We start from the raw sequence: 13,874 nt of genomic DNA on the forward strand, positions 1-13,874 counted from the left end.
TCGTTATAATCCCGCTATATTCGTATAGCGGGATTTATTTTTTTTATGAATAATATAAAAGACATTGACCTCAATTTACTGGTCTATCTGGATATGCTGTTACGCGAACGGAACGTGACCAAAGCCGCTGCCCAGCTCAATATTACCCAACCCGCCATGAGTAACGGCTTAAAGCGTCTACGTAGCTTGCTCAATGATCCGATTCTGGTGCGTACCAGTGAAGGCATGATCCCGACGGAGACCGCAAAGCGCATGCAGGACCCTGTGCGTCAGATCTTATATTCCGTGGAAGAAATGGTGCAGCCGGCCCGCGATTTTGAGCCGGCGTCTACGGATCGCGTGTTTCGTATCATGGCTTCAGACTACGCCGCCTCAACCTTGATGCCAAAGTTGCTTGCCAGTCTCAAAGCCCAGGCCCCGATGGTGACCTTAGATATCATGACGCCGAGCGATATCAGCTTTCATGACGTAGAAAACGGTAAAGTCGATATTGCTATCAACCGTTTTGAGAAGCTGCCGCAGTCATTCCATCAAAAAGCCCTGTGGGAAGACGATTTTTCCTGCCTGATGCGTAACGATCACCCGTTATTGCAGGACTACAGTCTGGCGAATTACTTGCAGGCGGAGCACGTCTGGGTCAGCAAAACTGGCTTTGGCGTAGGCGTTGGTATGGATCCCCATGACGCACAGAAGCTCGGCTGGGTTGATGAAGCTCTGGCCCAGCTCGGGCACAAGCGTGATATCAGGGTCTTTACCCGTAATTATCACGTTGCCATGCATCTGGCGCGGCAAGGATTGATAGCAACGCTCCCCACCCGGGCAGCGTTGCTGTATCAAGATGATGAAGAACTGACCCTGCGTCAGCCGCCTTTTGCAATTCCAGATCTCGATTTAACTATGATCTGGAGTCCGCTACTGCAGCATGACGCTGGCCACCGCTGGTTCCGGCAACTGGTGGCCGAAACCGCGGAGAACCCTTAACCAAAAATGGTAAAGAGGTGTTCGTTTAGCCATAAGTGGGCAAAGATACTGGCAATAAAGCCTAAGGCGATTGCCGGCGCCCACTTCAGGTGACTAGCAAAGGTATAGTAACCGCGCGCTTGCCCCATCAGTGCCACACCCGCAGCTGAACCGATCGATAGCAAGCTGCCGCCGGTACCGGCCGTCAGGGTAATCAGCAGCCACTGCCCGTGGGACATATCAGGTTGCATGGAAAGGACGGCAAACATGACCGGGATGTTGTCGATAACGGCAGACATGACCCCCAGAGCGACATTGGCTAAGGTAGGTGACCATTGTGTATAGAGGGTGTCGGAAAGTAGATGCAGGTACCCCAAAAAGCCTAAGCCCCCCACACACATTACAATGCCGTAAAAGAACAAGAGGGTATCCCACTCGGCGCGTTGCACGCGGCTGAAGACATCAAAAGGAACCACACTCCCGAGACGTTTTAAGCGCTCGATATCGCCGGCGCGCTCCGCCATGGCGCGTTTACGGGCCAGCGAGCCTGGCAATGTCATACGCAGGTAATAACCGAAGAACTGCAGGTAACCCAAGCCCATCATCATGCCCAGCACTGGCGGCAAATGCAGGAACATATGGCATGACACAGCGGTGGCTATAGTGAGCAGGAATAGCCCTGTGATGCGCAGTGCACCGCGTTTTAATTCAACCTCTTCATACACCGCGTGCGGCTTTTTGTTGTCGATGAAAAAGTTCATGATCAGCGCCGGTACCAGGTAGTTCAGTACTGAGGGGATGAAGAGCACGAAGAATTCATGGAACTCGACAATGCCTGCCTGCCAGACCATCAGCGTGGTGATATCACCAAAAGGACTAAATGCGCCGCCAGCGTTTGCCGCAACAACGATGCTGACGCAGCTCATGCCAATGAATTTCTTGTCACCATCGGCCACTTTCATAACCACCGCGCACATCAGCAGGGCGGTGGTCAGGTTATCGGCGATGGGAGAGATGAAGAATGCAAGACAACCGGATATCCAGAACAACTGGCGGTAAGTAAAACCCTTTTTTACCATCCATGAGCGCAAGGCATCGAACAAACGTCGCTCCTCCAGCGCGTTGATGTAGGTCATCGCCACTAACAGGAACAGCATGAGCTCGGCAAATTCCAGCAGGTTGTGCCGGAAGGCATCTTCAGCGACGCCCGGAAAGCCCTGATCGATGTAGACCCAGCCAATCATCATCCAAATCAGCCCGGCAGCGACCAGAACGGGTTTAGACTTGCGCATATGCAGGCGTTCTTCGCCCATGACCAGCACATAAGCCGCGGTAAAGATGACCAGTGCGATAATACCAACGGTTGAAGTAGTTAAATCCAAGGGCCCTGACGCAGCGAATGCTGCAGGACTAACGATTAAGAAAGCGAAGGCAACAAGAAGTAGCTTCCACATGTGTCTATTTTCCTTGCACACAAAGGTTGTTAGGGAGGATTGCGCGGGCATACTACCACAAAAGATGATGGCGGCAGCTGAGGGATTAGTAAATTGTTAAAGGAATAAAGAGATACCTCGAAAAAGGTAGCTCTATATAAAGGTTAGCTATCTGATCTATCGTGCTTTTTCACTGACTTATGCAGAATGCGGCGGTACCAGCTACGGGGCAGGAAACGCTTTAAATACCAGGCAAAGCGGCCCTGACGGTGAGGTAATGTATAGCTTTGTTGCCGTTCGATAGTACGCATTATACTTTTGGCGATATCGGTCGCGTTCAATTTGCTCGACGCCATGAGTTTGTCGAGCTTCGCTTCCATTCCTTCAATGTTGGAGCGCATGCCTTTGCCGAGGTTGGTTTTGAAAAACGAGGGACAAGCGACAGCGACATGAATGTTGTCCCCGGCAAGCTCGTTTTGCAGGGTCTCTGACAGGCTCACGACTGCAGCTTTGGTGGCGTTATAGGCGCTCATATTGGGCACATCCAGTAAACCAGCCATAGAAGCTACATTAATAATGTGACCCCCGCCTTGTTGCTGCAACATAGGCACGAAGACTTTGCAGCCACGCACAACACCGAGCAGGTTGATATCGATAATCCATTGCCAGTCGCTGATGCTGGTATCGGTGAGCTTGCCCACCTGCGCCACGCCTGCATTATTTACCACCACGTCAACGCCTTGCCAGCGCTCGGTCAGAGCTTCGGCAACCTGCTCAAGATCTTTGATCCGGGTGACATCGCCGGGCATGAAAAAGCTATCTGCCTGTAACCGCTGTAAGCTACTAATCACTGCCTCACCGCGTTCTTCATCGCGATCTACAATGCACACTCGCCAGCCCGCCTTTGCTGCTAATTGAGCCAAAGCAAATCCCAGTCCACTGGCGCCGCCAGTGATGACGATACGTTTGTTGTGCATGTTAGTAGGTCCTACAAGGTTTCAATTGAAATGCGATTACGGCCAGAATCTTTACTTTGATACAGCAATTTATCGGCATGCGCAACCAAACGGCGGAAGCTACCACCGGAAAAGCTGCTGCGTACTTCGACGATGCCCATGCTCATGTTCAGCGGGATCATCTGTCCCTCAACCTGGCACGAGGTGGCGAGTGCGTCCTGGAACTCTTTAGCAAGTGCACGCAGGTCATCCACTTCGCTGACAAACACGGCAAACTCTTCGCCGCCATAGCGGCCAACCAGACAACCTTTGCGCTCGAAGTATTCTTTCAGTATCAGCCCAACCATGCGGATGCATTCATCGCCCACGGGATGACCCATGGTGTCATTGATGCGTTTGAAGTGATCAATATCCATCAGAATTAGGGCAACATGCTTACGGGTGGCCATAGCTTCGTGATAGCGCTGTTCCGCCAGATCATCGAAGGTACGGCGGTTTAACAATTCAGTTAGGCCATCTTCCCGGGCTAATTTTTCCAACTTGCCATTTAATTTCTCCAGGTCGGCAGTTTTTTCCTGGACCTGAGTTTGAAGCTGGCGATTAAAGTTCACCATCAACTTACGTGCGGAAATAAGATTGTCTGCAATGGTGCGTACCTCACGACTCATCTCGGACTGATCGATAGCAAGAGGCAGGTCGGTGTCATGATTCAGCTGCTCAGCGAGACTCTCCAATGGCCGTGTAATTTCGCGTGCGAAGCGGCGGGTGACCAGAGCAAACAAAGCGCCTATCAGAATGAGAAAAACAAACAAAACAATCAGATTATGAGCGAATAATTGAGTAAGCTGTTCGGGACTCGAGAATACATAAATATTCCAGCCATATTTGTTCAAGCGCTGGGTATAGAGCATGTCACGATTCTGAAGTCGCGTTAAGGGTAAGTCCTGCGTATATAAATTAAGCAGGTTACGTGGTGAAAAGCTTGCCAGTGCGATTAAATTAAGTTGATCAGAGGCGAAAATAACCTGGTTATCGTTATCGGTAACGACCACTGATTGATACCGTGGATCGATATCCGTGCGCCGTACCAGGCGGTTCAGCTCTGGAATATCCAGAGAGCCTTCAACAATCCCCATGAACTCCCCGTTTTTAAGCAGCGGCTCGCTTATGGCAATAATGGGCTGCGTCCCGAATCCACGTCCCCTGAAGGCACTGGAAACATAGCCTTCACGGGTCGCTTTTGGCGCCTGAAAATAATTACGGTCATCAATATCCGGCAAGGTTGAGGTTTGTGTCAGAACTTCACCAAAATGGTCAGTTGGCACGCCATGCAAGATCTTGCCATTGGCATCTGCGCGCAACATGGAGACAAAGCTTGGGTAATTATTCTGGGTCAGTGCCATTAACTCGAGTTGCTCCTCAAAACTAGCAAGCGAAGCCATGCTATCGCGCAGGTTTCGCACCGCGACCACATAATCGGTAACGAAATCCTCAGTGACTTCACGCAGGCTGTTTGCTTTGGCACCGATGTCAGCAACGATTTGTTGTTCTATCTGCTGTGCTGAACGCACGGTATAGAGGAAAGAGAAGGATAAAGATGTGACGACAATACAGAGAAAGCTGAGGTAAAAAATTCGACCCGTGAGGGAGTCGGATACCGGTTTCATGGGCACCACGCGCCAACTTTTGGGAACCAGCTGGAACAGCAAAATCGCCAGGGCGGTGTACAGCAAGCCGTTGAACACCAGCTTTGCCATAATAATGACCAGAAAATCTGTCGGCAAATCGAGAACTGTCGGAAGGTAGAGATAGGACATAGGAATGCCCAGTAACACCCAGTATAGGAGGTCCGCCAATAAAATAGGAACTTTGCGACGGTACAGCAGGTAGACAGTTAACACTTCTGAAATGAGGGTGATGAAGAAAAAGGCGTTCTGGGTATAGAGGTAGACGGCAGCGGAAGCCATTAACGCCGCGATAACAGCGGCGGTGAGGCCACGGGTAAATAGCGCCAAAAATACGATCATCTGGCCCAGTAGGATCGTCACCGAACCGTAAACCTCGAATGCGAGGAAATAGTTAATTATGGCGGCAACAGAGCCGTAGCCCAGACCCCAGGAAACGTTGGTAAGATGATGATTTACACTGGCATTTCGCACAATGTCACCTAAAAAAAAGAAAGTTAAGTTGAGGTTAGCATAAAAAACAAGCAGGTGAACCCGAAATCTATGCCGCCTTTTACTTCCTAATTTGGTTAACAGGTGGTCACAAAATGTACACCGCCGCCCCCGTCTATTGCTATAGAAGCCTTTCCCTGCTGGTTTTTCGACTATATTCAAGCCTTAAGGCCAGATGCCTTAGTGGTTCAAGAAGGGATGATCTAAACCAAGTTTTTCAGGAGAAAAACCAATGAAGAAATTTTTATTACTAATAAGTGTTTGTTTTTGTATAACGCCACTCCTAAGTCAGGTCGCCAGCGCAGATAATCACGAACGGGAGAGTTTTTATCTCTCCACAACCGAGTTGTCGGTGAAGCTGGGTCACACCCAGGCCTTCATGGATGGCGTGAAAGCGGTTCGCGAGTGTTATAAAAATGCCGGTGATGACACACCATGGTGGATTTGGAGTCGCATCCAGGGGCCCGGCAGTGTATTTGTTGTCACGGGCAACTATGAGAACTGGCAAGAGTTCTTTGCTGATGACGCTACGGATGAAAGCTGCCGCGGAGTGGTACAAGAACGTGTTTTACCACATCTGGATTCAACCGACCATCAGATAGCAAGCTATATGCCTGACTGGAGTTCTGACCAACCGTCCGCTGCCAGCTTTGTTGTTGTCTATTATTTTACGGTGAGTGACTTCGAATTATTCGAGAAAACCGTGGCAGCAATCGAGAAAGGCATCAAAGGTGATGGGGGACAAAGCGCAGACTGGTATTACAAAATGGGCGGACGCGACTCCTCTCACTTCTTTGTCGTTGAACCCTATGCTGATGCCGCTGCCTTAGATGCCGAAGATCCAGGTGTCTGGAAGCGTCTTGAAACAGCAGTTGGCAAGAAAAAAGCTGAGAAGCTACAAGCCGATTTCAGAGCATCAGTCAGTGAATGGTGGAGCTACATGTACGCATTGCACCAAGATCTGAGCTACATGCCAGAATCATCAGAGTAAACCACATAGCTTTAGCCAGGCTCAGGGATGGGCCTCGCTAACGCTCTTCGCCCGCTTGATTGTATTCGACCCTGCCGAAACGAAAAAAGCCCCGCACATGCTCACCGCCGCAGCTACTCACGTCAATGCGCTGCTCACTGGAATTTCTGTGACTCGACTAATTTGGGTGCATGATTGGCATTAGGAATAACCAGAACGTTGGATCGGGTAATCAATTGTAAGACGCATGAGCTATTATTGATTATAGGTTTAATGAATCGTGTAAGACGTACGCTAAGAATTGAGCCTCACACCCTGCAGTTGTCATGGAGATCCAACAGGTTCAGGTGGTAAACGCAATCAAAAATAATCACTCTGAGGAGAGGGGATATGCAAGTCGAAACAATTAGAGATGTGCTCAATTGGACGATTTCTTTTCACCGTAACTTAAAAGACTGCTTGCTACATTGCTCTAAGCAGAACAAGGACGAGCGCTCGCAGATGATCCTTCGTTATTTGGCCGAGCATGAGGGCAGTCTTGAGCGTATGGTGAAAGGATTTGAAAATATTGCTGAGGAAAAAGCACTGAATACCTGGTGTTATGACTATATTGATAAACACCCAATTGTTGAACATGGTCACTGCGATTCACCTTTTAAAGAGATGGATATGTCGCACATTATGGAGAAGATAGTCAACCATCATGAACAGGTGCTCGAACTTTACAATCATCTTTATTCTCGTGTCGATATAAATAGTGCAAAAGAGTTGCTCGAAACGATCCAAAATGTAGAAGAAAACGAGATAAAACGAATGGTACAAACAGCGAACCGCTTTTCTGATATGTAGCTTTTTGGGAACGTTGATTATTCACCGGTAAGCCCCGGTTTGACTGGAGCTATCGCTTCGGAGATAACCATGAGCAAAACAATGAAAGGCGACAAGAGTCGGGTAAGGTTCACGGTACCCGGGATGGGATCCGATCATTGCGCAGGAATAGTAAAAACGTCGTTGAAACGACTGAAGGGCATGGGTGATGTCAGAACCAACATTGCGGCTCATCGCGTCGAAGCTCATTATGATCCAGAAGTTTTAGACCTTGAGGAAATGAAAACAGCCATAGAAAAGGCTGGCTATGATGTTGCTCAAGTATCGACTCTAGATAACGATGATTATGGCCAGGATGTCGCAATCGAAGAGGCTTATTTAAGCCAAGCCGCCAAGCGGCTGTGGATTGCCGGGATACCCACGACCCTCATTATGCTGTTAATGGTGCCACATATGTTTTGGCAACCTATTCCGGGTTATCTGGCCATCATAGCTGTATTAGCATTCCCTGTAGTATTTCTGTTTGGCGGCGCTGCGACGCATAAGTCAAGCTGGCGTTCGCTTACCAATCGCACATTCAACATGGATGTGCTGATTTCTCTTGGCAGTGTTCCGCCTTATCTCATTGGCCTGGTCGGCTTTTTCTACACCATGACCTCATTTATCGAAATGGCTGCCACCATCATGACGTTCCACTTACTGGGACGTTATCTCGAAGCTAAAGCGAAAGGACGCGCATCTCAAGCGATTCGTAAATTGGTAACCATGGGCGCAAAAACGGCTCGTGTAGAGCGAGATGGTAAAGAGTCAGAAGTTCCTGTCAAAGAACTAAAACCCGGCGATATTATGGCGATCCGGCCCGGCGATAAGATCCCGACCGATGGTGAGGTAGTGGATGGTGAAAGTCACCTGGACGAATCTATTGCCACCGGCGAATCCGTCCCAGTCTTTAAATCTAAAGGTGATACTGTTATTGGCGCAACGATTAATAAAGAAGGTCGCTTGCGGGTCAAAGTGACCAAAGTGGGCGGTGACACCTTTTTGTCTCAGGTTATTAAGTTAGTTGAACAAGCGCAGGGCTCGCGGGTGCCTATTCAGGAGTTTGCTGACCGTATGACCGGTCGCTTTGTCCCCATCGTTTTGTTGGTTGCACTGGTTAGCTTTATCGTATGGCTGCTTGCGGCGGATACCTTGCGGCCTGTTCTGGAATGGGGCGCAGGCTTTTTACCCTGGGTTGACCCTGATGCAAGCAACCTCGTACTCGCGATATTGTCAGCGGTAGCTGTATTGGTTATTGCCTGTCCCTGTGCGTTGGGTTTGGCAACGCCCACAGCCTTGATGGTTGGCTCGGGTATCGGAGCCGAGCGGGGTATTTTAATTCGCTCGGGCGAAGCCATTCAAACGTTCAAAGATATTCAGGTTATGGTGTTGGATAAAACCGGCACTATTACCCGAGGTCAGCCTAAGTTGACCGAAGTGGTAACCGCAAAAGGTGTTACTGAGCAGGAACTCCTACACTGGGCGGCGGCGGTGGAAAATGCTTCGGAACATCCAATTGCGAGAGCCATTGTTGAAGGAGCTGTCGAGCGTAATGTGTCATCCGCTGAGGTTACTGATTTTCGCTCAACTGGTGCTCGAGGGGTCTCAGGGTGGGTGGATGGGGCTTTTGTGTTAATTGGCAACCGCAGGTTGCTGGATGAAGAGAATGTTGGCGCCCTGAAGGACTTCGATTCGGAGCTGGACAAGTTAGAAGGCCTGGGCCGAACTGCAGTTCTGGTTGCGGTTGATGGCAGCGCACGCGGCATTGTTGCCGTTGCCGATACCATTAAGCAGGAATCGTTAGCCGCTATTCGCGGTATGCATGAGCTTGGTCTGCACGTGGTGATGATCACCGGTGATAATGAACGTGCTGCTCGTGCCGTGGCTAACGAAGTAGGGATCGACGAAGTGCAGGCTGGAGTATTGCCTGCTGGAAAAGTTGATGCGGTGCGCAAATTACAGGAAAAATACGGTAACTACGTAGCTATGGTCGGCGACGGCATTAATGATGCGCCAGCCTTAAAGCAAGCCAACGTGGGTATAGCCATCGGCGCAGGCGCCGACGTGGCCATTGAGGCCGCAGACGTAACCTTAGTGCGCGGTGAGCTTACTGGTGTTGTCGACGCGATGCATTTATCGCGGGCGACGTTCGGTAAGATTTTGCAAAATTTGCTTTGGGCGAGTGCGTACAACGTCGCTGCCATTCCCATTGCCGCGGTAGGCTTGCTGCACCCAATGATTGGTGTCGTGGCCATGACTGCAAGTTCGCTGTCAGTCATCGGTAATTCACTGCTATTGAAGCGCCAGTTTTCATCACCAAAACGAAAAAAGCCCCGCACATGAGTGCGAGGCCTTTAGAATAATGGTGCCCAGAGGCGGAATCGAACCACCGACACGAGGATTTTCAATCCTCTGCTCTACCGACTGAGCTATCTGGGCAACGGGGCGTATTAAACGAGTTTTTGCGGTCAGAGTCAACCGCTTTTTAGCGATTTTCGACCGTTTGCTCAGGAAATACGCAGATTGCTGGTTTTTACGCCTTTAAGTAGGTACTGCCCGCCAGACATTTTTCATAATAGTCCGTCCAGCGTACGCCTTCCCGCGGGGCGATGTGACCTTTACGAACTTCGCGGTCAATGCACTTTTTCACGGTTTTGGCCATGAAATCGGTGTTGTATTGCATGGTTTCGAGCACTTTCTCTGCTGAGGTGCCTGGAACCACTTCTTCGATGTAAAAGTCGCCCGGTTCGTCGTCGTGGCAATAGATATGGACCTCGGTCAAACGACCAAACAGGTTATGCATATCTCCCATGACATCCTGATAAGCGCCGGTTAAGAACATGCCCACATAGTAGTCTTCGTTTTTGTGAAGCGTATGCATAGGAATGTTGTCGCTGATCTCTGTGCCTTCGATGTATTTTGAGAGCTTACCGTCGCTGTCGCAGGTGATATCGACGATTGAGCAGCGCACCTCAGGTTTTTCATTTAAACGGCTTACAGGGACGATAGGCAACACTTGACCGATGGCCCAGGTATCTGCCGCCGACTGGAAAATCGAAAAGTTACACAGATATTGACTGGCCAGCATGTCTTCGAGCTCTTCCAGTTCCTGAAACACAAAGCTTTCACGATCCAGAGAGCTGTGGATCTCGACCAGAATGCGCCAGTACATGGTATCTAACTTGGCCATCTCATTGAGCGAGAGAATGCCAAGTTTAAAGGCTTCATAAGCACTTTGTTTGTACGATGCCGCGTCGTTGTAACGCTCCTGCGGGTGCATGTCGGCACTGTTGACCAGTTCGCGCATGTTACTCACCAGAATATGCTCGCCGTCGCTGGCGCTGATATCAAACTGGGCACCAGTGTTTTTGATTTCACCGACGATATTGGTGACGACACAACTATGGTGTGCCGTAATCGCCCGGCCACTTTCGCTAACCAGGTTAGGGTGCGGAACCTGCTCCAGGTCACAAATCTGTTTCACCCCGTAGACCACGTCGGCAACGTACTCGTCGGTGGAGTAGTTACGGGAAGAATCTGTGGTTGAGCTGGTGCCATCGTAATCGATACCAAGGCCACCGCCGATATCCAGATACTCCAGCGGTACGCCTTCTTTAATCAACTTGGCATACAGGCGTGCACCTTCAGACACCGCTTCTTTGACTTTACGAATGTCGGACATCTGGCTGCCGATATGGAAATGAAGCAACTTCGCACAGTCGAGCATGTCTTCTTTTTTCAGCAGTTCGATGATGTTGAGGATCTCGGTAATGCTTAGGCCAAACTTGGCCCGATCGCCACTTGAGCCGGCCCATTTACCGGAGCTGCGCACCATCATCTTGCTGCGCAGGCCAATCAATGGCTGCACACCGAGCTTTTTCGCCAACGGAATCAGCATTTCCAGCTCGCTGAATTTTTCTATGACGATGATCATTCTACGGCGTAACTGACGACCCAGTAGCGCCAGGGTCAGATAGTCTTCATCTTTGTAGCCGTTCAGCACCGTCAGCGCGTCTGGATTTTCATTGTAGGCAAGCACGGCCATAAGCTCGGGCTTTGAGCCTGCTTCCAGACCATAGTTGTAGGGTTCGCCGGCGTCGATGATTTCTTCGACCACTTCGCGCATTTGATTCACTTTGATCGGAAATACGCCACTGTACTTGCCGGTGTAGCTGGCTTCTTCAATGGTTCGCGCAAACGTCTCGTTTAAAATCTCAACTTGTGAGCGCAAAATGTCATGAAAGCGGATGACCGCGGGCAGTTGAATGCCTTCGGCGCGGATTTCATCCAACACGTCTTTCATATCAATAGTGACATCAGGTAGGCGATGATTCGGGGCAATCTGAATATTGCCGCTGTCGCCGATCGAGAAATAGCCCGCGCCCCAGCGTCGAACGCCGTAGAGTTCTTCTGCGTCGTCGATGGTCCAGTTGCTGTTGCCGTCAGCCATTAGCGGGCTCCTTTTTCATTTAAAACAATCAGTAATTCGCGGACGATTTTTGCGGCAAAAACGTCAGAGTTACCTGTAGGGTCAATTTCCGGTGATAGCTCCACAACGTCGGCACCCACCAGGTTCTTTTCGCGTAAAATCTTCATCAGGCTTACGTACGAATGAAAGTCTTCACCGCCTGGCTCTGGCGTACCCGTACCTGGCAAAAATGAAGGGTCAAAATAATCCAGGTCCAGGGTCAGGTAAATCGGCCGATCGGCTGCGATAGCCGCTACACTTTCAAGGAAGTCCTTACGCGAGGTGCGTACGGTCTTGTTCTCTTTCATGTATTTGTACTCGTCACGCGTACCGGAGCGGATACCGTACTGAATCAGCTGATGGTCTGGACCAAAATGATCAAGGCAACGCCGGATAATCGACGCATGGGAGTAGTGAAAACCCAGGAATCCATCGCGTAGGTCAGCATGCGCATCCAGGTGCAACAAGACCAGATCGGGATATTGCGCCAGATACTTGCGAATCGGCGCATAAGAAATCGAATGTTCGCCACCCAGGGTCAGTAAGCGAATGTTGTGCTCGGCTAAATCCAGCTTGCCAAACTGCGCATCAAACTGGTCCGTGGCATGTTGCCATTGGCCTTCGATGTCAGTGCCTTCGCCGAGTGACAGGTTGCCAAGATCGTAGAAGGGCAGATCAAAGAGATCTGCGTCCAAATAAGGCGAATAGGATTCGATATCCTCAGATACCGCGCGCAGCCCATCGGGGCCATTGCGCGTTCCCTTACGGAAACAGGCGGTGCCATCAAAACCAAAACCAATCATGTGCGTGGCATTGGCGTGAATAGTTCCATCAACTTTGGCGCCAAAAAATTCGCGCACAGGGGTTAATGTCTCAATTTGTACGGGTGTTACCGCATCAGTTGATTGTTGATTCAAAATCAATCACCTCCGTCGTTGCAACAGGGCAGCAAGGGCAGTTTTACAAGGGCGCATATTATCAGCGTAAAAGCCCCGGAATGCTACTCCTTTACTGCGTATTCATACGAGGATTTTTCTTCACTGGATTAAAGATTTCATGCTGAATGCGCAGCAAGTTGCTCGCGAGCGGATTTTTCTTTTCCCAGGTATCGCGCAACGGCACATCCACGCACTGATTTGCGCGCATGCCGGCCATGACCCGATGCTTGCCCTGCAGAATCAGCTCGATGGCATGAACACCAAGCTCGGAGGCCAGTATCCGGTCTGCAGGAGCAGGCGGACCACCGCGTTGAATGTGGCCAAGTAAACAGGGGCGGCACGGCAGGTCGTATTCGGCGTCGAGCTGTTCAGCGAGGGCGACTGCACCACCGGGCCATTGATGTTCACTCAGTACCATGACGTAGCTGCCTTCGCCGCGAATTTCTTTTACCCGCTGGATATGTTTGACCAAGGCACTGACGGTGAGGGGTTTGTCCTTTTGTAACTCCGGCAATACCACGCGTTCTGCGCCAGCGGCCGTTGCACTACCAAGACCGATGAAGCCTGCTTCACGGCCCATGACTTCAACAATAAATACCCGATCCATGGCATCCGCGGTATCGCGGATCTTATCCAGCGCATCCATGGCGATGGTTACAGCGGTGGCATAGCCTATGGTTGCGTCGGTGCCATACAAGTCATTGTCGATGGTGCCCGGCACGCCAATAATTTGCCCTTGCCAGTGATTGGCTAAATGGTCAGCGCCACGAAAGGAACCGTCACCGCCGATGATCACCAGTGCGTCGATATTCAGCGCCTCAAGATTAGCCGCAGCTTCGGTCGCTGCGCTTTCTTCTTTAAAGCGTTGGCAGCGCGCGCTTTTGATGATGGTGCCTGAGTATTGCAGCACATGGAGCACATCTTTGGGCTTCATCGTCAGGTATTCATTGTCCAGTAATCCTTGGTAACCATGTCGAAACGCGATAACTTCGATACCATAATGATCAGCGGCAAGCACGACCGCGCGCAACGCGGCATTCATTCCTGGTGCGTCACCACCACTGGTGAGCACTGCAATCCGTTGTATTTTTTTGCTGACAGACAC

At 50.4% G+C, this 13,874-nt stretch carries 10 protein-coding genes and 1 tRNA gene; 4 read left to right on the forward strand and 7 right to left on the reverse strand.

Annotation, left to right across the window (positions count from 1 at the left end; translation table 11 throughout):
* The first annotated feature begins 45 nt into the window (after nucleotides 1-45).
* The gene (locus J6J34_RS09600; RefSeq protein WP_301721403.1) at nucleotides 46-981 is read left to right on the forward strand and encodes a LysR family transcriptional regulator; all 936 of its coding nucleotides are present in this window, start codon (nucleotides 46-48) and stop codon (nucleotides 979-981) included.
* On the opposite strand, the gene nhaD is transcribed toward J6J34_RS09600, so the two are convergent.
* From nhaD to J6J34_RS09615, 3 genes are all read right to left on the reverse strand, one after another.
* The gene (gene nhaD / locus J6J34_RS09605; protein ID WP_301834549.1) at nucleotides 978-2,414 is read right to left on the reverse strand and encodes a sodium:proton antiporter NhaD; all 1,437 of its coding nucleotides are present in this window, start codon (nucleotides 2,412-2,414) and stop codon (nucleotides 978-980) included. The two genes, J6J34_RS09600 and nhaD, sit on opposite strands and share 4 nt — an antisense overlap.
* A 143-nt stretch (nucleotides 2,415-2,557) precedes the next feature.
* Nucleotides 2,558-3,370 (reverse strand): SDR family oxidoreductase, encoded by an 813-nt coding sequence (locus J6J34_RS09610; protein ID WP_301721401.1) that lies wholly within the window; start codon nucleotides 3,368-3,370, stop codon nucleotides 2,558-2,560.
* Between the two features lie 11 nt (nucleotides 3,371-3,381).
* Nucleotides 3,382-5,508, reverse strand: a complete 2,127-nt coding sequence (locus tag J6J34_RS09615; RefSeq protein WP_301721400.1) for a diguanylate cyclase — start codon at nucleotides 5,506-5,508, stop codon at nucleotides 3,382-3,384.
* A gap of 250 nt (nucleotides 5,509-5,758) precedes the next feature.
* On the opposite strand from J6J34_RS09615, the gene J6J34_RS09620 reads away from it, so the two are divergent.
* From J6J34_RS09620 to J6J34_RS09630, 3 genes are all read left to right on the forward strand, one after another.
* Entirely contained in the window at nucleotides 5,759-6,517 is a 759-nt protein-coding gene (locus J6J34_RS09620; RefSeq protein ID WP_301721399.1) for a hypothetical protein, read from the forward strand.
* A gap of 369 nt (nucleotides 6,518-6,886) precedes the next feature.
* Nucleotides 6,887-7,345, forward strand: a complete 459-nt coding sequence (locus J6J34_RS09625; protein WP_301721398.1) for an ATPase — start codon at nucleotides 6,887-6,889, stop codon at nucleotides 7,343-7,345.
* 69 nt (nucleotides 7,346-7,414) lie between these two features.
* Nucleotides 7,415-9,706, forward strand: a complete 2,292-nt coding sequence (locus J6J34_RS09630) for a heavy metal translocating P-type ATPase (RefSeq protein ID WP_301721396.1) — start codon at nucleotides 7,415-7,417, stop codon at nucleotides 9,704-9,706.
* Between the two features lie 20 nt (nucleotides 9,707-9,726).
* Here the strand turns inward: J6J34_RS09630 and J6J34_RS09635 are convergent.
* From J6J34_RS09635 to J6J34_RS09650, 4 genes are all read right to left on the reverse strand, one after another.
* A tRNA-Phe gene (locus J6J34_RS09635) sits at nucleotides 9,727-9,802 on the reverse strand.
* A 94-nt stretch (nucleotides 9,803-9,896) separates the two neighbouring features.
* Nucleotides 9,897-11,813 carry a biosynthetic arginine decarboxylase gene (gene speA, locus J6J34_RS09640; protein ID WP_301721394.1) on the reverse strand — a complete coding sequence of 639 codons (1,917 nt, stop codon included), beginning with the start codon at nucleotides 11,811-11,813 and terminating at the stop codon, nucleotides 9,897-9,899.
* Nucleotides 11,813-12,748: an agmatinase gene (speB, locus tag J6J34_RS09645; protein WP_301721393.1), complete on the reverse strand. Its 936-nt coding sequence runs from the start codon at nucleotides 12,746-12,748 to the stop codon at nucleotides 11,813-11,815. Before speB ends, speA begins: the two co-directional genes overlap by 1 nt.
* Nucleotides 12,749-12,839: 91 nt before the next feature.
* Nucleotides 12,840-13,874, reverse strand: a complete 1,035-nt coding sequence (locus J6J34_RS09650) for an ATP-dependent 6-phosphofructokinase (protein ID WP_301721391.1) — start codon at nucleotides 13,872-13,874, stop codon at nucleotides 12,840-12,842.

The organism is Pseudidiomarina terrestris (assembly GCF_030466405.1).
GTDB classification, from domain to species: Bacteria; Pseudomonadota; Gammaproteobacteria; order Enterobacterales; family Alteromonadaceae; genus Pseudidiomarina; species Pseudidiomarina terrestris.